Genomic DNA, 23,345 nt, shown 5'->3' with positions numbered 1-23,345 from the left:
CATGGAACGAGTGCTGAAGCTCCTCGGCATGCGCTACGCCATCGCCGCCCTCGTCCTGGTCGGCGTGGCCGCCCTCTACGGCGCCGCGTCGTTCTCCCGGCCCGGAAGCGCCGAGGCGAAGGGACACACCGAACCCGTCGACGCCGCCGTGATGGTCTGCCCGGGGCACGAGGGCGGGCGCGTCGGCATCCGGTCCCTCCCGCAGAAGCGGACCGGCGGGCGCCTCGACGTCGCACCCACCCGCGGCGGATCCCCGCTCGCGTCCATGACCGCGCCCGGCCAGGGCTGGGACAAGGACATGGGCACCACCAAGGACTCCTTCACCGTCCGCGCGAGCGGCGCCCTCGCCGCCGGGCTGGAGGCGGAGCAGACCACCCACTGGGGCGGCGGCGACGACCGCGGCCTCGCCAACGCCCGCTGCGCCCGGCCCGGCACCGACCTGTGGTTCCTCGGCCCCGGCCCGCTCGCCGCCGACCGGCTCGACCTGTACCTGACGAACGTCGACGCCCAGCCGGCGTCCGTGGACGTCACCGCCCTGTCCGGCGAGGGGCCCCTCGACACCACCGAGGGGCGCGCCACGCCCGTCGCGCCGTACGCCACCAGCGTCATCAAGATCGGCGAGCAGCCGGAGGGCCTCGGCGACATCGTCAAGACGGCCCGCGACCTCGCCCTCAACGTGCACGCCACCGGCGGGCGCGTCGCCGCGTCGCTGCGGGTGCGTATCGGCGCGAAGAAGGGGATCGAGTGGCTGCCGCTGTCGCCCGGGCCCGCGACGTCCCTGGTCGTGCCCGGTGTGCCGGGCGGTGACGGGCAGCGCAGGCTCCTCGTCGCGGTGCCCGGCGAGGCCGACGCCCGGATCAAGGTGCGGGCCGTCACCGCCGACGGCGCGTTCGCCCCGCAGGGCCAGGACACCGTCGAGGCGCCCGCGCAGAGCGTCACGTCCATCGACCTCGCCGGGTCCCTGTCGGGCCGCGCCGCCGCCGTCCGGCTGGACTCCGACCAGCCGGTCATCGCCGGGTTCGCCGCCTTGCGCGGCGCCGACGCCGCCTACGGCACGGCCACCGACCCGCTCGGCGGCGCGTCCGGCGCGTCCGCGGTCGTCGCCGACGACCGGTACGACGCGTCCGTCGTGCTCACCGCGCCCGCCGGCCGCGCCGGCGTCCAGATCACCACGATGGACGCGCAGGGCGCGGGCGCGCCGCAGGACGTCGAGATCGGCGCGGGACGCACCGTCGAGACCAGGCTCGCCGCACCCCGCGGCGGCGACAAGGGCTACGGGGCCGTCATCACGGTCAAGCCCGGCTCGGGCCCCGTCTACGGCGCGAGGATCATGGCCAAGGGCAAGGGCGACGGCTACCTGTTCACCGTCCTGCCGCTGATGCCCGCGCCCACCATGCTGCGGCTCCCGCCCGCCGGCGACAGCCAGACCGCGCTGATCCCCTAGCTAATCGTCCGGGGAGTCGTAGCTCGGGTCGACGGACTCCGGGGACAGGCCGAGCAGGTCGGCGACCTCCTCCACCAGCAGGTCGCGGATCAGCCGGCCGAGCTCCTGCTCGCCGGACGCCCGCGCCTCCACCGGGCGGCGGAACACCATGATCCGGACCGCCGGGCCGCCGTCGCCGGAGACGGTCCGGCCGAGCGGCACGGGTCCGTCGTACCCCGGCTCGACGTCCGGGACCTCCTCGACGCCGAACACCACGCCCGACAGCTCCCGTCCCCAGCGCGCACCGAGCCGGCGCACCTCGTCCTCGACGAGGTCGTCGAACTTCTCCGCGCGGGTCCGCGAGACCGGCGCCTGCGGGGGCGTCAGAGGGCCACGGAGGCCGCGACCGTGCCGATCGCGGCGCCGTACGCCTGCCACACGGGATCGCACCCCCACAGGTTACCTCCCGCCGCGCGCGGACCCCCGCCCCCGCACCAGGAACACCCTCCTGCACACCGGGAACACCAGAGTGGCGCCGGGGACAGCGCCCCCGAACGACGCCGCACGATGAGGGGTCGGGAGCACACGGTATGTAGCCGTTGCCCCGGAAATCGGCCGGTAACGGCGACACGTGCGCCCGGGTGGTGGCGGAGGCGGCGGGAGCGAGGTACGGTCGGCCATCGTGAGCCCCGTCCGCACCTGCTCCCGCACCGCCTGCAAGGCGCCCGCAGTCTTCACGCTCACGTACGTCTACCGCGACTCGACCGCTGTTCTGGGGCCCCTCGCCACGTACGCCGAGCCGCACTGCTACGACCTGTGCGCGGAGCATTCGGAGCGGCTGACCGCCCCCATGGGCTGGGAGCTCGTCCGGCTCCCCGTCGAGGAGGAGTCCGAGCCGAGCGCCGACGACCTCGAGGCGCTCGCCGACGCCGTCCGCGAGGCCGCCCGGCCCGCGCCGGCCCCCGGCCAGGAGCCGGTCGGCCAGGGCACCGAGGTCGGCCGCCGCGGCCACCTGCGGGTGCTGCGCTCGGAGCCCGCGGGCACCCAGCCGCAGGAGTGACCCCCGTCACGCCGGAGACCGGCACCGGCGCGGGCCGCCGCCGCGCCTGCCGGTAGGCTCGGTTGTCCCGCCGTCCTTTCGGCCATCACTTGCGTACACGGCCATCACTTGCGTACAGGGGAGCAGGAGTGGGCGACCTCGCCAAGATCTTCAAGGCGTACGACATCCGCGGCGTCGTGCCCGACGAGCTGGACCCCGCGGTCGCCGAGGCGGCCGGCGCGGCGTTCGTCCGGGTGACGGGGGCGGACGCGATCGTCACCGCGCACGACATGCGCGAGTCGTCCGGGCCGCTGGCCGCCGCGTTCGCGCGCGGCGCGACCTCGCAGGGCGCGGACGTGATCGAGGCCGGCCTCGGCTCCACCGACATGCTCTACTACGCCAGCGGCGACCTCGGCATCCCCGGCGCGATGTTCACCGCGAGCCACAACCCGGCCAAGTACAACGGCATCAAGCTGTGCCGGGCGGGCGCCAAGCCGGTCGGCCGCGACACCGGCCTCACCGAGATCCGCGAGATGATCGAGAACGGCGTCCCGGCGTACGACGGCGAGCCCGGGACGGTGTCGCGGCGCGACGTCCTGCACGGCTACGCCGAGCACCTGAAGACGCTGGTCGACCTGTCCTCGATCCGGCCGCTGAAGGTCGTCGCGGACGCCGGAAACGGCATGGGCGGGCACACCGTCCCGGTCGTGTTCGAGGGGCTGCCGATCGACCTCGTCCCGCTGTACTTCGAGCTGGACGGCACCTTCCCCAACCACGAGGCCAACCCGATCGAGCCGGCGAACCTGCGCGACCTGCAGGCCAAGGTCCGCGAGACCGGCGCCGACATCGGCCTGGCCTTCGACGGCGACGCCGACCGCTGCTTCGTGGTGGACGAGCGCGGCGAGATCGTCGCCCCCTCCGCGATCACCGCGCTGGTCGCGGTCCGGGAGCTGGCCAAGCACCCGGGCGCCCCGATCGTGCACAACCTGATCACCTCCAAGGCCGTCCCGGAGATCGTCACCGAGCACGGCGGCAGCCCCGTCCGGACCCGGGTCGGGCACTCGTTCATCAAGCAGACGATGGCCGAGTCGGGCGCGGTGTTCGGCGGCGAGCACTCGGCGCACTTCTACTTCCGCGACTTCTGGTTCGCCGACTCCGGCATGCTGGCCGCGCTGCACGTCCTCGCCGCCCTCGGCGAGCAGGACGGGCCGCTGTCGGCGCTGCTCGGCGAGTACACCCGGTACGTCGCGTCCGGCGAGATCAACAGCGAGGTCGCCGACCAGGACGCCGCCGCGGGCCAGGTGCGCGAGGCGTTCGCGGGCCGCCCCGGCGTTACGATCGACGAGCTGGACGGCCTGACCGTCGGGGACGAGTCCGCCGGATGGTGGTTCAACCTGCGGCCGTCCAACACCGAGCCGCTGCTGCGCCTCAACGCGGAGGCCGGCGACGAGGCCACCATGGCGGCGATCCGCGACGAGGTCCTGGCCATCGTGAGGGAGAAGTGACGCTGCTATGAGCATGAAGCTGGACGACTGGCTGCTGGAGATCCTGGCCTGCCCGAACTGCGGCGGCGAGCTGCGCGCCGACGACGCGGCCGCCGAGCTGGTGTGCACCGGCTCCTGCGGCTACGCCTACCCGGTCCGCGACGACATCCCCGTCCTCCTCGTCGACGAGGCCCGGGCCCCCGCTTCGTGAGCACCCTGGATCCGGGCCGGCTGGAGGAGGCGCAGGACGTCGAGGCGGCCGATCCGGGCGGGATGCTGCGGCAGGTCGCCTCGTCGGCGGCGCAGATCCGGGAGGCGCTGCGCGCCGCCGTCGAGGCGGGCGCCGGGGCGCTCGCCGAGGACGGCCGGCCGCGCGCGGTCGTCGTCACCGGCATGGGCGGCTCCGGGATCTCCGGGGACGTGCTCGCGGCGGTGTGCGGGCTCGGCTGCCCGGTCCCGGTCACGACGGTGCGCGGGTACCGGCTGCCCGGCTGGGTCGGCGCCGCCGACCTGGTGATCGCGGTGTCCTGCTCCGGCACCACCGAGGAGACCCTCGAGGTGGCCGCGCAGGCGGCGCGGCGCGGCTGCCGGCTGCTGTGCGTCGGCGGCGCGGGCTCGCCGCTGGCCGACCTCGCCGCCCGCAGCCGCGGCGTGTTCGTGCCGGTGCGGTCGGTGGGGCAGCCGCGGTCGACGCTGTGGGGGCTGACGGTCCCGCTGCTCGTCGCCGCGCGCGCGCTCGGCCTGGCGGACGTGCCCGACGCGGTGCTGGAGTCCACGGCGGCCCGGCTGGAGGACGTCGCGCACCGCTGCCGTCCGGACAGCGAGCCGTTCGTGAACCCGGCGAAGCGGATCGCGCTGGACCTCGCCGGCGACGTGCCGCTGGTGTGGGGGACGTCGCCGCTCGCCGAGACGGCCGCGTACCGGATGTGCTGCCAGCTCAACGAGAACGCCAAGTACCCGGCCGTCTACGGCGGCCTGCCGGAGGCGGACCACAACCAGGTGATGGCGTTCGACGGCTTCTTCGCGCGCGGCGGGTCGCCGTCCGGCCCGTCCGATCTGGACGACTTCTTCCGCGACCGCTCCGAGGACGCCGAGCACGGCCTGCACCTGGTCGTTCTGCGCGACACCGAGGAGCACCCGCAGACCGCCAAGCGGCGGGCGGCGTCCGTCGAGATGGCCCGCGACAGGGGCGTCGCGGTGACCGAGATCCGCGCCGAGGGGGACCATCCGCTCGAGAGAATCGCGACAATGATCGCGCTGGCGGACTATGTCACGGTTTACTTGGCCATCACGCTGGGCGTCGACCCGACGCCCGTACCGGCCATTCAAGAGCTCAAAGCGAGGATTGCCTAGATGAGTGCTGAGGGTGGGACGAAGGCCATCATCGCGGCCCTGGCCGCCAACCTCGGAATCGCCGCGTCCAAGATGGTCGCGTTCGCGTTCACGGGGTCGTCGTCGATGCTGGCGGAGTCGATCCACTCGGTCGCCGACTCGGGGAACCAGGGGCTGCTGCTGCTCGGACGCAAGCGCTCCGAGCGCGACCGGACGCCCGAGCACCCGTTCGGCTTCGGCCGGGAACGCTACTTCTACGCGTTCGTCGTCGCCGTGGTGCTGTTCACCGTCGGCTCGGCGTTCTCGCTGTACGAGGGCTACCACAAGATCATCCACCCGGAGGACATCGACGCCCCGATCTGGGCGTTCGCGGTGCTGATCATCGCGATCGGGATGGAGGGCTTCTCCTTCCGCACCGCGATCAAGGAGTCGAACACGCTGCGCGGAAGCGACTCCTGGTGGGCGTTCATCCGCCGCGCTAAGGCGCCGGAGCTGCCCGTCGTCCTGCTGGAGGACGCGGCGGCGCTGATCGGCCTGGTCCTCGCGCTGTTCGGCGTGTCGATGGCGGTCGCGACCGGCGACGGGGTCTGGGACGGCATCGGCACCGTCGGCATCGGCGTCCTGCTCGGCCTGGTCGCCACGGTGCTGGCGATCGAGACCAAGAGCCTGCTGATCGGCGAGGGCGTGGACGCCGACCAGGAGAAGCGGATCATCGGCGCGCTGGAGTCGGTGGAGCAGGTCGACCACGTCATCCACATCCGGACCGAGTACATCGGCCCGGAGGCGCTGCTGATCGCCGCCAAGATCGCCGTGAACCACGACGACACCGCCGCGGAGGTGGCCAGGGGCATCGACGCCGCCGAGGCCAAGGTCCGCGCGGTGATCCCGGAGGCGGGCCTGATCTACCTGGAGCCGGCGCTGGACGAGGCGGACCGCAAGAACGCCGCCAAGCCGGCGGGAACGGCCGGGACGGCTGCGAGTGCGGGCGAGGGCGCGAAGCCGGAGACCCCGGCCTCGTCCTGACGGCCGTCCCGGATTCACGGGATCCGTCGCGAGACGGCGGCGCCGCGCGGCCCTGTCCGGGCCGGCGCGGGCGGCCGCACGGGATCCCTCGCCGGGCGGCCGGCACCGGATGCCGGCCGAACCCCAGCCCAGGCGAGACCGGCGAGTGCCTCCGCGGAGGCGGGCGGCGCGGCCGTCCGGCGAGGTGCTTCCCATGCTTCCCCGCCCGGACCCCTGAAACCGGGCGGTTGGCGTGACCGCGGCAGCCCCGCCGAACCCCCTACGTCGGCGGCGCCGCCGTTGCGGTCACGGTTAAGACATTACGTCTCCGCGGGCCGCCCGCACGTCCCCCGCAAGGAGGGACCGGGGGTCGTCCTCCAGGGGGATTCCGGGCGAGCGCATACCACCGCACGGTGAGGTGATGAGGCCCTCCACCGGTCAGTATTGAGTAGTGACCAGCGATGACAAGGCCCGGACCGGACCCGACCCCGCGGGGTTCGGCCCAGCCGTCGCGCACCAGGCGTGGCGGCTGTCCGGCCGGATCGTGGCGGGGGTGGGGCAGCTCCTGCTCTGGATCCTGACCGGCATCGGGCATCTGCTGCGGCCGGTGGCCGTGCGGCTCGGCGCCCGGCTGAACGGCGCCGCCCGCCCGCCCGCGCCCGGGGCGCCGGGCGCGCCCCCGGCCGGGGAGACGGCGCCGCTGCCCCGCTGGATCAACACCTGGACCGAGTTCACCGGCGCCTGGTACTTCGCGCCGCTCACCGGCCTGGCGCTGACGATCGCCGCGCTGGCGGAGCTGGCGCCGAGCACCGGGTCCCCGCTGAGCCTCGCCGGCGGCTTCGCGGTCGCCTCCACGCTCCCGCTCGTCTGGCGGCGCGAGAACCTGCGGCCCGTCGCCGCCGTCGTGCTCGGCGCGTTCGCGGCCGGGCTGCTCACCGGGCAGCAGCTGCTGATCACCACCGCGTTCGCCGCGCTGTACACGCTGTACGCGCTCGGACGGCAGCTGCCCCGGCAGTCCGCGGGCGTCCTCGCGGCCGGGAGCGTCGCCACCGTCGCCGTCGTCTACCTCGCCACCGGCACGCTCGACGACGTCCCCTGGCCCGCCGCGGTCGTCGCCGTGCTGGCAGCCATCGGCCTCGGCGACGCGCGCCGCGCCGTCGAGTCCGCCGGGCGCACCGAGGCGGAGGCGGCGGAGCGCACCAACGAGACCCTCACCCGGCTCACCGCCGTCCAGCGCGAGCAGGCCGTCATGCGCGAGCGCGCCCGCATCGCCCGCGAGCTGCACGACGTCGTCGCGCACTCCGTCTCCATGATCGCGGTGCAGGCGGAGACCGCCCCGTACACCATGGACGACCTGTCGCCCGAGGCCCGCGCCGGCTACACCGAGATCGCGAAGACGGCCCGGGACGCGCTCGTGGAGATGCGCCGGCTGCTCAGCGTGCTGCGCGCCGACGCCAAGCCCGAGCCGGACACCGCGAACTCCCCGCAGCCCCGCCTCGACCGGCTGCCCGACCTGATCGACCAGCACCGGGGCGCGGGCGGTGCCGTCGACCTCGCCGTGCACGGCGACCCGCGCGCGCTTTCCACGACCGTTGAGCTGTCGGCGTACCGGATCGTCCAGGAGGCCCTCACGAACGCGCGGCGGCACGCGCCCGGCGCGGGCGTGCACGTGGACCTGACCTTCCTGCCGGACCGGCTCGCGGTCCGCGTCCGCGACAACGGTCCCGCCGCGCACACACAGGTGCTGAACCGCGACGACCCGGCGGCCCGTACCGCCGTATTGGACCCCACGGGCGGCGCGCCTGCCGGCGGTCCGGCCGGACCGACACGGCTGGAGGGCGCGCCGCCGCAGGCCGGGGGGCAGGCCGGTGGACACGGTGGCGGACACGGTCTCGTTGGCATGCGGGAACGTGCGACCATGCTGGGCGGACGGTTCTCCGCCGGCCCGGCGACCGACGGCGGGTTCCTGGTGGAGGCCGAACTGCCGCTGACGAGGGAGGGGAATTCCACCAGTGGACACGGTTCCGAGGCGCCCCCCGGCCGCCGCTGACCGCGCTCTCGCCCGCCCCGCGACGGAGACCCACCGGTGATCCGGGTGCTGGTGGCGGACGACCAGACCATCGTCCGCGCCGGGTTCGCCGCCCTGCTCGCCGCGCAGGACGACATCACCGTCGTCGGCGAGGCCGGCGACGGGCGGCAGGCCGTCGCGCTCGCCGAGCGGGGCCGCCCCGACGTCGTCGTCATGGACATCCGGATGCCCGGCATGGACGGCATCGAGGCCACCCGCCGCATCCTCGCGCAGCCCGGCTCCGAGGGCGTCCGCGTCCTCGTGCTGACCACCTTCGACGTGGACGAGTACGTCTACGACGCGCTCGCCGTCGGCGCGTCCGGGTTCCTGCTCAAGGACGCGACCGCCGACGAGCTGGTCTCCGCGGTCCGGGTCGTCGCGCGCGGCGACTCGCTGCTCGCCCCGCAGGTCACCGGGCGGCTGATCCGCGAGTTCACCAAGCAGCGGCGCAGCCGGCCGCAGCCGCCGTCGGAGCTGTCCACGCTGACGGCCCGGGAGAACGAGGTGCTCGTGCTGATCGCGGGCGGGCTGTCGAACGCCGAGATCGCCGCCCGGCTGGTGGTCAGCGAGCACACGGTGAAGACGCACGTCGCGAGGGTCTTCACCAAGCTCGGCCTGCGGGACCGGGCTCAGGCCGTCATGCTCGCCTACGAGTCCGGCGTGGTCGTCCCCGGTGAGGGGGCCGCCGGCTAGAGCGCTCCCGGTCCGCTGGGACGGGTCAGGCGGGCGGGTACGAGCCAGGCGGTGCGTAGGGGCCGGACGGCGGCGGGTAGGGGCCGGGAGCTGACGGCGGGTAGGGCTGCGGCGGCGGGATGTCGGCCGGTCTCGCGTTCGGCGGTGGCGGCGGGGCGGCGTACCCGGGGGCGGCGGGGATGACGGCGTATCCCTTGCTCTTGCGGCCGCGGACGATGGCCGGGCCGAGGAAGACGACCCCGCAGCCGATCGCCAGCAGCGGACCGACGATCATCATGATGACCGCCTCGCGGCCGTCCTTGGACTTCTGCTCGTCGTAGGACCGGTCGGTGGCGCGCCCCTTCCGGATCGTCGTGCAGCTGTCGCCGGGCGACATCACGCGCTCGCCGCACTTCACCGTGCCGCCCGGCAGCGACGAGACGCCGCCGATGAACAGGCCGATCCCGAGCACGAGGCCGAGCACCCCGTAGAGCCAGTTCCTCACGCGCCGCCTCCCGTCCGTCCAGCGGGATCGTAGTGGGTGCCGCCGACGGAACGCGGGCCGCGCCCGTCCGGCCCGCGTCCGGCCCCGGCTAGCGGCGGCGCAGCAGCCGCAGCGCCTTCTCCTTCTCGAAGTCCAGCGCGCGGGCGGGCGGCGCGGACAGCCGGCCGATGCGCTCGCCCAGCTCGCGGACGTGCGCCTGGACCTGCGGCTCGGCGAGCACGCGGAGGCCGAACGCCAGCTCGGCGGGGCCGATGTCGTAGCGCTTCTCCAGCGCGAGCGCGAGCGCGACGGCGCGCAGCTCGGCGTCGCCGAACCGCCGGTGCCCGCCGCCGCGGCCCGTCCCGGCGCCGGCCGGGCCGGTGTCGCGGGTCGCGGGCAGCAGCCCGAGCGTCTCCCGGTAGCGGAGCATGCGGGGCGAGGTGCCGAGCCGCCGAGCGGCCTCCGTGATGCGCATCCGTCGATTCTGACAAATCCGTGTCAGAAATGCGCCCCCGACCGTGCCTCCGGACCGTCCCCGCCCGTAGACTCGGCCGGGTCGGCCGGCCCGGGGGGCCGGTCCTCGCGGACGGACGGCGTGGAACCCGCGGACCGAGCGGACCCGCCGCGCACGAGCGGACCTGCTGCAGAGCGGACCGTGCTGCCAGGAAGCAGACAAGGAGCAACGAAAGCATGGACTACAAGGTCGCCGACCTGTCGCTGGCGGACTTCGGCCGCCGGGAGATCCGGCTCGCCGAGCACGAGATGCCCGGCCTGATGGCGGTGCGCGCGGAGTACTCCGCCGCCAAGCCGCTGCGCGGCGCCAAGATCATGGGCTCGCTGCACATGACGATCCAGACCGCCGTGCTGATCGAGACGCTGGTCGAGCTCGGCGCCGACGTCCGCTGGGTGTCCTGCAACATCTTCTCCACCCAGGACCACGCCGCCGCCGCGATCGTCGTCGGCAAGGACGGCACCGTCGACGACCCGAAGGGCGTACCGGTGTTCGCCTGGAAGGGCGAGACGCTCGACGAGTACTGGTGGTGCACCGACCAGGCCCTGCAGTGGCCGGACGGCTCGGCCCCGAACATGATCCTCGACGACGGCGGCGACGCGACCCTGCTCGTCCACAAGGGCGCCGAGTACGAGAAGGCGGGCGCCGTCCCGCAGGCGACCGAGGACGACCCGGAGGAGTGGGGGATCATCCTGGAGACCCTGCGCCGCACCATCGCCGAGAAGCCGGGCCGCTGGACCGAGACCGCCGCCGCGATCAAGGGCGTCACCGAGGAGACCACCACCGGCGTCCACCGCCTCTACGAGATGGCGAAGGCCGGCACGCTCGCCTTCCCGGCGATCAACGTCAACGACTCGGTCACCAAGTCGAAGTTCGACAACAAGTACGGCTGCCGGCACTCGGTCATCGACGGCCTCAACCGCGCCACCGACGTGCTGATCGGCGGCAAGGTCGCCGTCGTCTGCGGCTACGGCGACGTCGGCAAGGGCTGCGCCGAGGCGCTGAAGGGCCAGGGCGCCCGCGTCATCGTCACCGAGATCGACCCGATCTGCGCGCTGCAGGCCGCGATGGACGGCTTCCAGGTCACCACGCTGGAGGACGTCGTCGGCATCGCCGACATCTTCGTCACCACCACCGGCAACTTCAACATCATCTCGGCCGACCAGATGAGCCGGATGAAGCACCAGGCGATCGTCTCCAACATCGGCCACTTCGACAACGAGATCGACATGGCCGGCCTCGCGAAGATCGACGGCATCGAGAAGATCGAGATCAAGCCGCAGGTGCACGAGTGGCGGTTCGAGGACGGCCACTCGATCATCGTGCTGGCCGAGGGCCGGCTGATGAACCTCGGCTGCGCCACCGGCCACCCGTCGTTCGTCATGTCCAACTCGTTCACCAACCAGGTGATCGCGCAGATCGAGCTGTTCACCAAGACCGAGGAGTACCCGGTCGGCGTGTACGTGCTGCCGAAGCACCTGGACGAGAAGGTCGCCCGCCTGCACCTGGACGCGCTCGGCGTCAAGCTGACCACGCTCACCAAGGAGCAGGCCTCCTACATCGGCGTCCACGTCGAGGGCCCGTACAAGCCGGACCACTACCGCTACTGATCGCCTGTAGCGTTCGGACCGCCGCACGGCCCAGGGCCGTGCGGCGGTTTGTGCCTTGAGGGGGACGGATGAGCGATATCGCGGACGCGTCGCTGGCGTACGAGGGCGTCAAGCGGATCGAGTGGGCGGACCGGAGCATGCCCGTGCTGCGGCAGATCCGGGAGCGGTTCGCCGAGGAACGCCCGCTGGACGGCCTGCGCATCGCGGCGTGCATGCACATCACGACGGAGACGGCCTGCCTGATCCGCACCCTGCAGGCGGGCGGGGCGAGCGTGGCGCTCGCATCGTCCAATCCGCTGTCGACGCAGGACGACACCGCCGCCGCGCTCGTGCAGGAGGACGGCGCGGAGGTCTTCGCTCGCGCGGGCATCGACCGTGAGGGCTATTACGCGCACATCCACCAGGCGCTGGAGACCGCGCCCGACCTCGTCTTGGACGACGGCTGCGATCTGGTCAACACGCTGCACATAGAGCGCACCGACCTGCTGCCCACGGTGAAGGCCGGATGCGAGCAGACGACGACGGGCGTCATACGCCTCCACCAGATGGCCCTTGAGGGCGCCCTCCGGTTCCCCATGGTCGCGGTCAACGACACCGACACGAAGCACATGTTCGACAACCGGTACGGCACCGGGCAGTCGACGCTCGACGGCATCGTGCGCGCGACCAACACCTTGCTCGCAGGCAAAACGGTGGTCATCGCGGGCTTCGGCTACTGCGGCCGGGGCCTCGCAGAGCGCGCGCGGGGGCTCGGCGCCCGCGTCGTCATCACCGAGATCGACCCGGTGAAGGCCCTGGACGCCGCGCTGCAGGGCTTCGCGGTGCAGCCGATGGCCGAGGCCGCCGCGGACGGCGACGTGTTCATCACCGTCACCGGCAACCGCGACGTCGTGAACGCCGAGCACCTCGCCGCCATGAAGGACGGCGCGATCCTCGCGAACTCCGGCCACTTCGACGTCGAGATCGACGTCCGCGCCCTGGAGGAGATGGCCGTGGCGGTGCACCACGGCGTGCGCCCGCAGACCGACGAGTACGTGCTGGCCGACGGCCGGCGCCTCGTCCTGCTGGCCGAGGGGCGCCTGGTCAACCTCGCGGCCGCCGAGGGGCATCCCGCCGCGGTGATGGACATGTCCTTCGCCGACCAGGCCCTCACCTGCGCCTGGCTCGCCAAGGCCCACGAGTCCCTGGCGCCGGCCGTCCACGACGTCCCGAAGGAGATCGACACGGAGGTCGCCCGGCTCAAGCTGGCGTCGATGTCCATCGCCATCGACCTCCTCACCCCGGACCAGGAGGACTACCTGCACTCCTGGCGCATCGGGTCCTGACCCGTGCCGTCCGGGACGTACCTGCATCTCGACGGGGGGATCGAGGAGCGCTTCCAGTGCGCCCCGGGGCCGGGCGGCTGGCGCTACACGTCCCGGCGGGACGACGGCGTCCGCCTGGACCTCGTCGTGGACGCGCGCTGGCGGCAGATCCGCGTCGAGCTCGTCACGCCGGAATGGTGGCTGCGCGGCGGCGTGACCGGACCCGAACTGGCTTGGGTGCGCGCGGCGGGGGAGACGGGCACCGAGCACAGCGCGCGCGCCGCCGGGTTCGTCTCCGATTCGCCGGGGTTCCTGGTCGCCGTGGCGCGCTCGCTCGGGCCGGACGAGAACGCGCAGGCCGATGTGCCTCTCGTCCGGCTGAGCGGAACCTCGCTGTCGGCACTGACCACGCTGTGTCGCTGGCGCCGGGCGGGAACATCGGTTCATGAAACAGAGACCGAGCCCCTGACCGTTTCGGAGTACGAGATCACCGACCTGGCCACGGGCGAGATCGAGACCCTGTACCTGGCCGGTGACGTCGCCCTGGCCGCCCCGGGCGTGGAACTCACGGACCTGGAGTCTCCGCCCAACCCGCTCTCCTAGGCGTCCTGGAGGAGTGCCAGCAGTGCCTCCACCGCCGGTGCCGGCGGACGGCCGGCGGGGGTGACCGCGACCAGGGTGCGGTCGAGCGGCGGGTTGGTCGGGACGGCGGCGACGCGGTCCGCGGCGTTGCGGAGGGCCTGGGGCGGCAGCAGCGCCACGCCCAGCCCGTGGCCGACGAGCTCCACCAGGTACTGGATGGTGTCGACTTCCGCGGCGATGCGGCGGTCCAGCCCGGCTGCGGTGCAGGCGGCGTCGATCTGGGCGCGCAGCGCGGAGTCGGCGCGGTACTCGACGAAGTCGCGGCCGGCGAGCGCGGGGTCGGCGAGGCGGATCACGCTGCGGGCGGCCAGGGGGTCCGCGCGGGGGACGGCGAGGACGAGCCGGTCGCCGCCGAGCGGGTGCTCGGCGAGCCGGGGCTCGCCGCTGGCCCGGTCGACGAACGCGATGTCGAGCGTGCCGGCCGCGGTCTCCCGGGCGAGCGCGGCGGCGCCCGCGTGCCGCAGCCGCAGCACGACGCCGGGGTGGCGGCGCCGGTAGCGGGCGAGCAGCGCGGGCAGGTCGAGCACCCCGAGGGTCTGGATCGCGCCGATGGTGAGGCGGCCGCGCAGCAGCCCGCGCACCCCGGCGACGGCGTCGCGGCCGCTCTCGGCGGCGGCCAGTGCGCCCCGTGCGGAAGGCAGGAGTGCGCGGCCCGCCTCGGTCAGCTCGACACGGCGGTTGGTACGGGTGAACAGGCGCGCGCCTAGTTCGCGTTCTAGGGCGCCGATAGAGCTGGACAGGCTGGACTGGACGACATGGACGCGCGCGGCGGCACGGGTGAAGTGCAGCTCCTCGGCGACGGCGACGAAGTGCTCGAGCTGGCGCAGCTCCATGGATCGACTCTACCGATCGCCGGTATCGGAATCATGCGTTGGACTGATGGTGGTCGTCTCCGCCAACCTGGGAAGGGTGTTCCGGGTGGAAGGGGAGGATTGATGGGGATTCGGGGGCAGGGCTCGGAGCAGGGGCAGGGACAGGGGCTGCGGCGGGCGGCAGGCCCGGCGCTGATGGCGTACGCGTTCTGGGCGGTCATGCTCGGCACGACCCTCGCGACGCCGCTCTATCCCCTCTACCAGCGGCATCTCGGCTTCGGAAGCCTGGTCACGACCGTCGTCTTCGCCGTCTACGCGGCCGGTGTGATCTTCGCGCTGCTGTTCGGGCGGTCCTCGGACGCGCTCGGCCGGCGCCGGGTGATGCTCGCGGGGGTCGCGGTGTCGATGGTCGCCGCGGTCGTGTACCTGGTGGCGGGGAACGTTCCCGTCCTGCTGGCGGCGCGGGTCCTGTCGGGCCTGTCGGCGGGGGTCGTCACCGCGACCGGGACCGTCACGCTGGTCGAGCTCGTCCGTCCGGAACGCCGCGGCGCGGCGGCCCTGCTCGCTGCGGCGGTCAACATGTTCGGGCTGGGCAGCGGGCCGCTGCTCGCCGGTCTCCTCGCCGAGTACGCGCCGCATCCACTGGCACTGCCCTTCGTCGTGGACTTCGTGCTCCTGGCATTCGCGCTAGTGGCCGTCCTAGCGGCGCCCGAGACGGTGCAAGACCGCCGGATGATGTGGCCGCGCGCGCAGCGTCCCGCAGTGCCGGCGGAGGTGCGACCGGTGTTCGTCCCCGCGGCCATCGCCGCGTTCTCCGCGTTCGCGGTCTTCGGCCTCGTCACCGCCGTGGTGCCGGGGATCCTCGTCAACGTGCTGCACCACCCGGACCGGGCCCTGGCGGGGATCGTCGTGTTCGCCATGTTCGGCGCCTCCACGGTGGGACAGGTGCTCTTCGCCAAGGTGCCGGAGAGGATCGCACTACCGGCGGGGTGCGCGGTGCTCGTCGCCGGCCTCGCCGCCATAGCCGGTGCACTGCTGGCCGAGTCGCTCCCTCTGCTCGTCACCGGAACGGTCGTGGTGGGACTGGGCCAGAGCCTCGGCTTCCGCGCCGGACTGGCCGCCGTGACCGCGGGTACCCCGGCCGCCCAGCGCGCGCAGACGGTGTCGAGCTTCTTCCTCACCGCCTACGCCGGGATCTCCCTGCCGGTGATCCTCGTCGGGGTCGCGGCGCAGGCGTTCGGGCTGCGCGGTGCGGCCGTCGCGTTCACCGCGGCCGTCGCAGTGCTCGCCCTGGCTGCCCTGGCGGCCCTCCTCCGGCTCGAACGCCGTCCCGCGGCCTCGGACGGCGGGGAGCCCGCCCGGAGCCCCGCATCGCACCACGCAGGCCGCTGACGGCTCGCTCTCCGATGGTTAGTGTTGCGGCATGCCGAGACCGTCGCGCACCCGCAGACCGCGTCCGGGCACACCGGGCCGCTCGCCCCTCGCCTGGCTGCCGGACGGGCGGCCCGCCGACGTGTACAGCGCGCCGTGCCCGTCCCGGGCCGCGCTGGACCGGATCGCCGACAAATGGACGGCGCTGATCGTCGGTGCCCTGTCCGGCGGGACGCTGCGCTTCTCCGAGCTGCGCGCGGAGGTCGGCGGCATCAGCGACAAGATGCTCACCCAGACGCTCCGCAGCATGGAGCGCGACGGCCTGGTGGCCCGGCGCGTCCATCCGACGGTGCCGCCCAAGGTCGAGTACCGGCTGACGGACCTCGGCCGGACGCTCGAGGAACCGCTGGCCGCCGTCCGGGACTGGGCGGAGCGGCACATCAACGAGGTGGAGCGGGCCCGCCTGGAGTTCGACTCGGCCGCCACGCACTTGCAAGTGCGTACTTCCCAATAGTTAGTGACTCTCCAATAGTGGGTGACAGCGGCCCGTACGGGGCCGCCCCCACGAAAGGATCGTCATGGTTCTACCGGCTTCCCGCGCCCAGGTCCGCCTAGGCCGCACCAGTGTCACCTTCCTGCCCGACGGGCACGCCAGGGTCGTCCCCACGGCGGTGTTCCCCGCGAGCGACCCGACCGGCTGGGCGACGCACAGCGAGTTCCTGGACGCCGACGGGCGGCTCCCCATCAGCATCGGCTCCTTCCTCGTGCGCGCGGACGACCGCGTCGTCCTGGTGGACCTCGGCTTGGGCGAGGTGGACTTCGACGTCCCCGGCCTGGCGTCGTTCAAGGGCGGGGGGTTGTTGCGCAGTCTCGCCGCGGAAGGACTCACCCCGGACGACGTCGACACGGTCGTCTACACACATCTGCACCACGACCACGTGGGCTGGACCAGTGATCTGGCGCCCGGGCCCGCACTGCCCGCCGGGAGCACGCCCGGCGGCCTGACGTTCGCCAACGCGCGCCACCTCGTCGCCGAGGCCGAGTGGAGGCACTGGAAGGGGACGGCGGAGACCATCGGCCCGGACCCGGCCGCCGTGCAGGGGCCCCTGGCGGGACGTATCGAGTTCGTCGAGGACGGAGAGGACATCGCGCCCGGCGTCCGCGTCCGCGCCACTCCCGGTCACACTCCCGGGCACCAGAGCCTCGTCGTCACCGGCCCGGGCGACGACCGGCGCCTGATCATCCTGGGCGACGTGATGCACTGCCAGGTCCAGGTCGCCGAGAGCGGCTGGGGCTTCCTGTTCGACGACGCCCCGGCGGAAGCCGCCGCCACCCGGGAGTCGCTGCTGGCCGAACTGGAGGACGAGCGCACGCTGCTGGCCGGCGGCCACTTCGCGGGTCACGTCTTCGGTCGTGTCCTGCCTCCTGTGGCGCGCCGGGCCTGGAGCAGTGCCGCATAGAGAGCAGCCGCATAGAGAGCCGCTCCGCATAGGGCTGACTATGGCGTGACGGTGACGGTGTGCGCGGCCGTGCGGGGATCGGCCCAGACGGACAGGACGTGGCGGCTCGCGTCCCAGGACATCCGCCACTTCCCGGCCGGGTCGGACGAGGCGACCTTCGGCGTGGACGGGAACCAGATCTCCGTGGGGCCGGACACACCGGCCTTGTTGCGCCAGGAGACCGTCAGCGTCTTCGAGGAGTACGACATCTTGACCGGGGTGCCGGCTATGGCCCTGGCATAAGGGCGGGCCAGAAGCTTGGCGAAGAGCGTCGGATTCCCCTTGCCGTCGGTCACGCCCACCGAGCCGGGGTCGTTGGACCAGTAGGACCAGCCCATGCCCAGGTCGTCGGCCATGGAGAGCCAGTCGCCGGTGAAGTCCGCCGCACCGGGGGCGTCCTGGCCCATGCCGCCGACCTCCCCGAGCCACATCGGGGCGTTCAAGCGGCGCGCCGCAGCGGGCATGTTGCGCTTCCACAGCGCGAACTGCGCCTGGATGAGGAGTTTCGTGGCGCCGCTGTAGGCGCCGCCGAGGTCCACCCCGCCCGGGTAGAAGTGCGGTGCCAGCACGATGTGCGGCGTACCCGGGCGCGGGTCCTTCACCGGGGCGATGGACGATTCGGCGCCCTCGTTGGAGCCCAGGGCCTCGGGCTCCACGAACACCCAGTTGTCCCGGTCGACCTTCCGGATGGCGTCCACGACGCGCTGGTAGAAGGGGGTCAGGATGGGGCCTTCGAAGAAGCCGAACTGCCTGGTCCCGCCGAACGGCTCGTTCATGAGGTCGTAGCCGAGCACGGCGGGGTCCTTGGCGAAGCGCTTCGCCACGTGCTGCCACATGGCCGCGTACCGCTGCATCAGCTCCGGGTGCTTCCCGGTGTTGTTCCAGAAGTTGTCGTACGCGCGCAGGATGGCGGGCTGGAGGTAGGTGAGCACCCAGGGGTCCTGCGGCGTGCAGGGGAGCCCGTCGGTGATCGTGGCCCAGGCCGGGGCGCCGTCCCCGGCGCCCTTGCACGCGTCAGGGCCGTAGATGTCCTGGTGCATGTCCAGGATGACGTGCATCCCCTGTTCGCGGTACCAGGCCACCCGCTTGGCGACCTCGTCGAGGTAGGCGTCGTCGTACTGGCCCGGCTTCGGTTCGATGTTCCGCCACAGGATCAGGTACCGGACGGAGTTGGTGCCCAGCTCGCGGGCCTCGCGGACGACGTCGTTCCTGTCGATCCACGGCAGCCCGTTGTCGCCTTTGGCGCTGCCCGAGGTGTTGAGGCCGTGCAGGATCAGCGTCCGGCCCTGGTCGTCGGTGATGGTGGGCGGCGGCGCGGCGTCCGCGTGCGCGGGGGCGCCGGCCGCTCCGGTCCCCGCGCTTCCGGCGAGGGCCAGCGCGGTGGTCAGGGTGATCCGGCCGAGGGCACTGCGGACGCGCATCCCGCCTCCTGAACGTGAAATTTGTTCGGATATTAGGAGGCGTGGGGTTCTTGGGGAAGTCGTAGAAGTCCACAACAACAGCGCCGGCTTACGGCGTCAGCTGACAACGCGGCGCTTCCGCCGCTGGTCGGCGCCGCCTGCGCCGCGCAGGTTCGCTACCGGCGCGGCGGCTGTGCGCCGCCGTTGGGATACGGGCCGGGCGGCATGCCCTGGCCCGGATAGGGGGCCGGCTGGGCCCCTGCATACGGCCCCGTCGGGTGACCACCGGCCGGGTACGAGCCCGTCGCGTGGGGACCGGTCGGGTAATGGCCGGTCGGGTACGGGCCGGGCTGCGCCGGCGGGCCTGCGGGAGGCCCCTGCCATCCGGGCGGAGGGCCCTGCCACCCGGGCGGGGGAGCCTGGCCTGTACCGGCCATGGCCATCGCGGGGACGGGCGCAGGCGCGGCGGCAGGAGCGGGCGCCTGCGTCCAGCCGGTCTGCCCGTTGCGGCGCAACCGTCGTGCGCGCCGCTGGGCCAGCCGCCATTCCTCGCGGTGCCGCCGCTCGGCGAGGACGGCCGACAGCAGGATCTCCGGTCGGACGCCTGGAGGCGGCGGAGGGCTGACCACGGCGACGACCTGCGCCGCTATGCGCTGCCCCAGGGAGTCCCGTACCTCCGGCAGCAGCTCCCAGAACCGCGACAGGTACTGGCGGGCCGTCATGGCCAGCTCGTCCGAGAGCATGGAGAGCTCCAGCGACCGCGCCCACCAGGCGAGCTGCGGCGGCATGACCGCGACGGGGCCGAGGCGGCCCGACGCCGGGGTCCGCTCCTGGATGACGATCGTCCCGGCGAACAGGTCGCCGAGGCGCTTCCCGCGCCGGTTGCAGAACGAGGTGATCAGGGCCGGCGCGCCGTAGAGCGTCCAGAACTCGATGAAGGCGGCGAGCGCGCGCACGAGGGCCTGCCGGAACCTGACCGGTCCTCCGTCGTCGGCCACGACCCGGATCCCGAGCGCCATCTTGCCCAGGGTCCGCCCCCGCGACAGCGTCTCGAACGCGCACGGGTAGCCGACCACCACGGCGACGACGGCGACCAGGGACAGCCCTATGGTCCATGCCTCGTCCGCCACCAGGGCCGTCAGGCCCGTCACGTAGATGGCGATGTTCAGCAGGATGAGCTGGAACAGCAGGTCCAGCAGCAGGGCACAGCCCCGGCTGGCCAGCCGCGCGACCCGGATGTCGAGCGCGACTGCCTCGCCGGTGACGAGTTCGGCCATGTCCTGATCCTCCAATGCCGGGGCCGGTCCATCTTGCCGCCTTCGCCGCCCGAGGCGTTAGTCTCCCCGGGTGGACGTCGACGCCTATGTGGCCGCGCACAACGCCGACTGGCTGCGCCTCGAGCAGCTCATCAACCGCGGCCGCAGGCTGACCGGCGCCGAGGCCGACGAACTGGTCGAGTTGTATCAGCGGACGGCGACGCACCTGTCCGTCGTCCGGTCGAGCTCGCCCGATCCGGACCTCGTGGGCCGGCTCTCGTCGCTCGTGGCCCGCGGCCGGGCCGCCGTGGCGGGCGCCCAGGCGCCGATGTGGCGCGACGTCACGCGGTTCGCGACGGTGTCGTTCCCCGCCGCCGCCTACAGGATGCGATGGTGGTGGCTCGGGAACGCGGTGCTCGGCAACCTGCTGGCCCTCGCCCTGGCGATCTGGGTCGTGCACAGCCCGCACGTGCAGTCGAGCATCGGCACGCCGAGCGAGATCCGGGACCTGGTCGAGCACGACTTCGCGAACTACTACACCGAGCATTCGGCGGCGTCGTTCGCGTTCCAGGTGTGGACGAACAACGCGTGGGTGTCGGCGATCGCGCTCATCTTCGGGATCCTGCTGGGCATCCCGACCGTCTACGTGCTGCTGATGAACCAGATCAACCTCGGCGTCACGGGCGGGCTGATGTTCGCCTACGGCAAGGGCGACGTGTTCTTCGGCCTGATCCTGCCGCACGGCCTGCTGGAGCTGACCGCGGTCTACCTCGCGTGCGCGGGCGGGCTGAAGCTCGGCTGGACGGTCGTCGACCCGGGCCGCCGGCGCCGCGGCCAGGCGCTCGCCGAGGAGGGGCGCGCCGCGATCAGCATCGCGATCGGCCTGGTCGGCGTGCTGCTCGTGTCCGGGATGATCGAGGGCTTCGTCACCGGCTGGGTGCACGTCACGTGGCTGCGCATCGCGATCGGCGTGGTCGCCGAGGCGGCGTTCCTCACCTACGTGATCGTGCTGGGCCGCCGCGCCACCCGGCAGGGGGAGACCGGCGACGCCGAACTGCGTCCCGACCTCGTCCCGGTCGCCGGCTGACCGAGGTTCGGCCGCCCGCCGCCGTCCAGGCGCCGCTGAGAGGATCGCTGAGCCGTTCAGAGCCGCCCGGCCGCCTTGAGGGCGAGGTAGGCGTCCGCGAGGGCCGGAGCGATCTCCTGAGGCGGTGCGTCCACGACCTCGACGCCGTGCTTGCGGAGCTCGGCGGTGAGCCGGCGCCGCTCGGCCCGCGCCCGCTCCGCGGCGGCCGCGTCGTACACCGCCGCGAGATCGCCCCGCCCGTCGGCCATCTCGCCGATCCGCGGGTCGGTCACGGCGGCGATCATGACGAGGTGGCGGGCCGTCAGCAGCGGGAGCAGCGGCAGCAGCCCCTCCTCGATCGCCGCGGTGTTCAGCTCCGTCAGCAGCACGACGAGGCACCGCTGCCGGACGCGCGCCATCAGCGTCGACACCATCCCCGCCGCGTCGAACTCCAGCAGCTCCGGCTCCAGCGGGGCCATCGCGTGCACCATCGCCGGCAGCAGGTCGGTGCGTGAGGCGCCCTCGACGCGCGTACGGACGCGCCGGTCGTAGGCGAGGAGGTCCACGCGGTCACCGGCCCGGGACGCGAGCGCGCCCAGCAGGAGCGCCGCGTCCATGGAGCAGTCCAGGCGCGGGATGTCCCCGACCCGGCCCGCGGACGTGCGGCCCGTGTCCAGCACCATGTAGATCCGGCGGTCGCGTTCGGGACGCCATGTCCGGACCACCACGTCCGCGCGGCGCGCGGTGGCGCGCCAGTCGATCGAGCGGACGTCGTCGCCGTCGACGTACTCGCGCAGCGAGTCGAACTCGGTCCCCTGGCCGCGGATGAGCGCGATGTGCGCGCCGGTCAGCTCCCGCAGGCGCGCCAGCTTCGCGGGCAGGTGGCGCCGCGACGGGAACGCGGGGAGCGCCCGCACCGTCCAGGGCGCGGACCGTGACAGCTGCCGGGCGGCCAGTCCCAGCGGCCCCACAGAGCGGACCACGACGGTGACGGCGCGCCGGTCGCCGCGCCTCGTCGGCGTCAGCGCCATGTCGACGCGGCGGCGTTCCCCCGCGGGGACGTCCACCTGCACGGTGCGGGGCGCGGCGGCGGCGCTGGGCGGCCACACGTCCCTCAGCCGCGCCTTGAGCCGCCGCCTGCCGAGGTTCTCCACGATGAGCGCCACCTGGGCCGTCTCACCGAGCCGGACGTTGGTGTCGCCCGACCGGTGGAACCGCAGCGCCCGCACGTTCCCGGCCAGGGCGAGGTCCACCAGCACGCCGAGCAGGAGGACGCCCCACACCGCGAGCAGCGCCCACCATCTCGGCACCAGGATCGGCACTAGCGCGCCGAGCAGCGCCAGCAGCCCCAGGCGTCCGGTGAGCGCCATCAGCGCGGCGCGGGGACGTGGGCGAGGATGCCCTCCAGCACCCCGTCGGCCGTCGCGCCCTCGAGCTCGGCCTCGGGGCGCAGCTGCACGCGGTGCCGGAGCGTCGGCCGGGCCAGCGCCTTCACGTCGTCCGGCGTCACGTAGTCGCGGCCGGACAGCCACGCCCACGCGCGCGAGGTGGCCAGCAGTGCCGTGGCGCCGCGCGGGGACACGCCCAGCTGGAGCGACGGCGACTGGCGGGTGGCCCGGCATAGGTCCACGACGTATGCGGCGACCTTCGGGTCCAGGTGCACGGCCCGTACGGCGGCGCGTCCGGCCGCCAGTTCCGCCGCGCCCGCGACGGGCTTGACCTCCGACAGGTCGCGGGGGTCGAACCCCGCGGCGTGCCGCTGCAGCATCCTGATCTCCTCGTCCCGCGTGGGCACGGGGACGGTGAGCTTCACCAGGAACCGGTCGAGCTGCGCCTCCGGCAGCGGGTAGGTGCCCTCGTACTCGATCGGGTTCTGCGTCGCGCACACCACGAACGGGTCGGGCAGGGGGCGGGCCGTGCCCTCCACCGAGACCTGCCGCTCCTCCATGGCCTCCAGCAGCGACGCCTGCGTCTTCGGCGGGGTCCGGTTGATCTCGTCGGCGAGCAGCAGGTTGGTGAAGACCGGGCCCTCGCGGAACTCGAACTCCGCGGTCCGGTTGTCGTACACCAGGGACCCGGTCACATCGCCCGGCATCAGGTCGGGGGTGAACTGGACGCGCTTGAAGTCGAGGTCGAGGGCCCGCGACAGCGTCTTGATGAGCAGTGTCTTGGCCGTGCCGGGGACGCCCTCCAGCAGCACGTGGCCGCGGCACAGCAGCGCGATGACGAGCCCCGTCACCACCGAGTCCTGGCCGACGACCGTCTTGGCCACCTCGCCGCGCAGCGCCGCGAGCGCCGCGCGGGCGGTCTCGGACTGCCGCCGGGTCTCCTCGGACACGCCCCCGGCGCCCGGCACGGCGTCTCCCGGCG

General features: G+C 73.4%; 23 protein-coding genes. 15 read left to right on the top strand and 8 right to left on the bottom strand.

Annotated elements, in window-relative coordinates:
• Position 1 precedes the first annotated feature (1 nt).
• Complete coding sequence (locus J4709_RS04235; RefSeq protein WP_208237050.1) at positions 2–1,444, top strand: DUF5719 family protein; 1,443 nt, start codon at positions 2–4, stop codon at positions 1,442–1,444.
• Here J4709_RS04235 and J4709_RS04230 read toward each other — a convergent pair whose 3' ends face one another.
• Positions 1,445–1,873, bottom strand: a complete 429-nt coding sequence (locus tag J4709_RS04230) for a metallopeptidase family protein (protein WP_246342340.1) — start codon at positions 1,871–1,873, stop codon at positions 1,445–1,447.
• 232 nt (positions 1,874–2,105) lie between these two features.
• Here J4709_RS04230 and J4709_RS04225 point away from each other — a divergent pair, with 232 nt between their 5' ends.
• From J4709_RS04225 to J4709_RS04195, 7 genes are all read left to right on the top strand, one after another.
• Entirely contained in the window at positions 2,106–2,483 is a 378-nt protein-coding gene (locus J4709_RS04225; RefSeq protein ID WP_173098803.1) for a DUF3499 domain-containing protein, read from the top strand.
• Between the two features lie 128 nt (positions 2,484–2,611).
• Positions 2,612–3,967, top strand: a complete 1,356-nt coding sequence (locus J4709_RS04220) for a phosphomannomutase/phosphoglucomutase (RefSeq protein ID WP_208237048.1) — start codon at positions 2,612–2,614, stop codon at positions 3,965–3,967.
• 7 nt (positions 3,968–3,974) lie between these two features.
• Positions 3,975–4,157 carry a Trm112 family protein gene (locus tag J4709_RS04215; RefSeq protein ID WP_151538645.1) on the top strand — a complete coding sequence of 61 codons (183 nt, stop codon included), beginning with the start codon at positions 3,975–3,977 and terminating at the stop codon, positions 4,155–4,157.
• The gene (locus J4709_RS04210) at positions 4,154–5,299 is read left to right on the top strand and encodes a bifunctional phosphoglucose/phosphomannose isomerase (RefSeq protein WP_307800940.1); all 1,146 of its coding nucleotides are present in this window, start codon (positions 4,154–4,156) and stop codon (positions 5,297–5,299) included. Before J4709_RS04215 ends, J4709_RS04210 begins: the two co-directional genes overlap by 4 nt.
• Positions 5,300–6,301, top strand: coding sequence for a cation diffusion facilitator family transporter (locus J4709_RS04205; RefSeq protein ID WP_208237046.1), 1,002 nt, complete (start codon positions 5,300–5,302; stop codon positions 6,299–6,301).
• 430 nt (positions 6,302–6,731) lie between these two features.
• Positions 6,732–8,330, top strand: a complete 1,599-nt coding sequence (locus tag J4709_RS55405) for a sensor histidine kinase (protein ID WP_307800939.1) — start codon at positions 6,732–6,734, stop codon at positions 8,328–8,330.
• A gap of 36 nt (positions 8,331–8,366) precedes the next feature.
• A complete protein-coding gene (locus J4709_RS04195) occupies positions 8,367–9,041 on the top strand; it encodes a response regulator (RefSeq protein WP_208237045.1) in 675 nt (224 codons plus the stop codon).
• A gap of 25 nt (positions 9,042–9,066) precedes the next feature.
• Here the strand turns inward: J4709_RS04195 and J4709_RS04190 are convergent, their stop codons facing one another.
• Positions 9,067–9,525 (bottom strand): hypothetical protein, encoded by a 459-nt coding sequence (locus J4709_RS04190; protein ID WP_208237043.1) that lies wholly within the window; start codon positions 9,523–9,525, stop codon positions 9,067–9,069.
• 88 nt (positions 9,526–9,613) lie between these two features.
• Entirely contained in the window at positions 9,614–9,979 is a 366-nt protein-coding gene (locus J4709_RS04185; protein ID WP_208237040.1) for a MerR family transcriptional regulator, read from the bottom strand.
• Positions 9,980–10,194: 215 nt separating this feature from the next.
• Between J4709_RS04185 and ahcY (J4709_RS04180) the strand changes: the two genes are divergently transcribed.
• The 3 genes from ahcY (J4709_RS04180) to J4709_RS04170 all read left to right on the top strand — a co-directional run bounded on the left by ahcY (J4709_RS04180) (position 10,195) and on the right by J4709_RS04170 (position 13,532).
• Positions 10,195–11,625 carry an adenosylhomocysteinase gene (gene ahcY / locus J4709_RS04180; RefSeq protein ID WP_208237038.1) on the top strand — a complete coding sequence of 477 codons (1,431 nt, stop codon included), beginning with the start codon at positions 10,195–10,197 and terminating at the stop codon, positions 11,623–11,625.
• Between the two features lie 68 nt (positions 11,626–11,693).
• Positions 11,694–12,950 (top strand): adenosylhomocysteinase, encoded by a 1,257-nt coding sequence (gene ahcY, locus J4709_RS04175; RefSeq protein WP_208237036.1) that lies wholly within the window; start codon positions 11,694–11,696, stop codon positions 12,948–12,950.
• A 3-nt stretch (positions 12,951–12,953) separates the two neighbouring features.
• Positions 12,954–13,532 carry a hypothetical protein gene (locus J4709_RS04170; protein ID WP_208237034.1) on the top strand — a complete coding sequence of 193 codons (579 nt, stop codon included), beginning with the start codon at positions 12,954–12,956 and terminating at the stop codon, positions 13,530–13,532.
• Here the strand turns inward: J4709_RS04170 and J4709_RS04165 are convergent.
• Positions 13,529–14,404: a LysR family transcriptional regulator gene (locus tag J4709_RS04165; RefSeq protein ID WP_208237032.1), complete on the bottom strand. Its 876-nt coding sequence runs from the start codon at positions 14,402–14,404 to the stop codon at positions 13,529–13,531. The genes J4709_RS04170 and J4709_RS04165 overlap by 4 nt on opposite strands.
• 102 nt (positions 14,405–14,506) lie before the next feature.
• On the opposite strand from J4709_RS04165, the gene J4709_RS04160 reads away from it, so the two are divergent.
• The 3 genes from J4709_RS04160 (at position 14,507) to J4709_RS04150 (ending at position 17,214) form a co-directional block, all read left to right on the top strand.
• Positions 14,507–15,775, top strand: a complete 1,269-nt coding sequence (locus J4709_RS04160) for an MFS transporter (RefSeq protein WP_208237031.1) — start codon at positions 14,507–14,509, stop codon at positions 15,773–15,775.
• Between the two features lie 31 nt (positions 15,776–15,806).
• A complete protein-coding gene (locus tag J4709_RS04155; protein ID WP_208237029.1) occupies positions 15,807–16,268 on the top strand; it encodes a winged helix-turn-helix transcriptional regulator in 462 nt (153 codons plus the stop codon).
• Positions 16,269–16,332: 64 nt separating this feature from the next.
• On the top strand, positions 16,333–17,214 hold the full coding sequence (locus J4709_RS04150) for an MBL fold metallo-hydrolase (protein ID WP_208237027.1): 882 nt from the start codon (positions 16,333–16,335) through the stop codon (positions 17,212–17,214).
• Between the two features lie 38 nt (positions 17,215–17,252).
• Here the strand turns inward: J4709_RS04150 and J4709_RS04145 are convergent, their stop codons facing one another.
• Positions 17,253–18,674, bottom strand: a complete 1,422-nt coding sequence (locus J4709_RS04145) for a cellulase family glycosylhydrolase (RefSeq protein ID WP_208237025.1) — start codon at positions 18,672–18,674, stop codon at positions 17,253–17,255.
• A gap of 155 nt (positions 18,675–18,829) precedes the next feature.
• The gene (locus tag J4709_RS04140) at positions 18,830–19,930 is read right to left on the bottom strand and encodes an RDD family protein (RefSeq protein ID WP_208237023.1); all 1,101 of its coding nucleotides are present in this window, start codon (positions 19,928–19,930) and stop codon (positions 18,830–18,832) included.
• Positions 19,931–20,000: 70 nt separating this feature from the next.
• Between J4709_RS04140 and J4709_RS04135 the strand changes: the two genes are divergently transcribed.
• On the top strand, positions 20,001–20,996 hold the full coding sequence (locus J4709_RS04135; protein WP_208237021.1) for a stage II sporulation protein M: 996 nt from the start codon (positions 20,001–20,003) through the stop codon (positions 20,994–20,996).
• 56 nt (positions 20,997–21,052) lie between these two features.
• On the opposite strand, the gene J4709_RS04130 is transcribed toward J4709_RS04135, so the two are convergent.
• Both J4709_RS04130 and J4709_RS04125 read right to left on the bottom strand, forming a co-directional pair.
• Positions 21,053–22,345, bottom strand: a complete 1,293-nt coding sequence (locus J4709_RS04130) for a DUF58 domain-containing protein (RefSeq protein ID WP_208237019.1) — start codon at positions 22,343–22,345, stop codon at positions 21,053–21,055.
• A complete protein-coding gene (locus J4709_RS04125) occupies positions 22,345–23,331 on the bottom strand; it encodes an AAA family ATPase (RefSeq protein ID WP_307800948.1) in 987 nt (328 codons plus the stop codon). Before J4709_RS04125 ends, J4709_RS04130 begins: the two co-directional genes overlap by 1 nt.
• Between the last annotated feature and the right edge of the window lie 14 nt (positions 23,332–23,345).

Origin of the sequence: Actinomadura violacea (assembly GCF_017573465.1) — a bacterium.
Lineage (GTDB): Bacteria > Actinomycetota > Actinomycetes > Streptosporangiales > Streptosporangiaceae > Spirillospora > Spirillospora violacea.
This window is presented reverse-complemented; position numbering and strand designations above follow the sequence as displayed.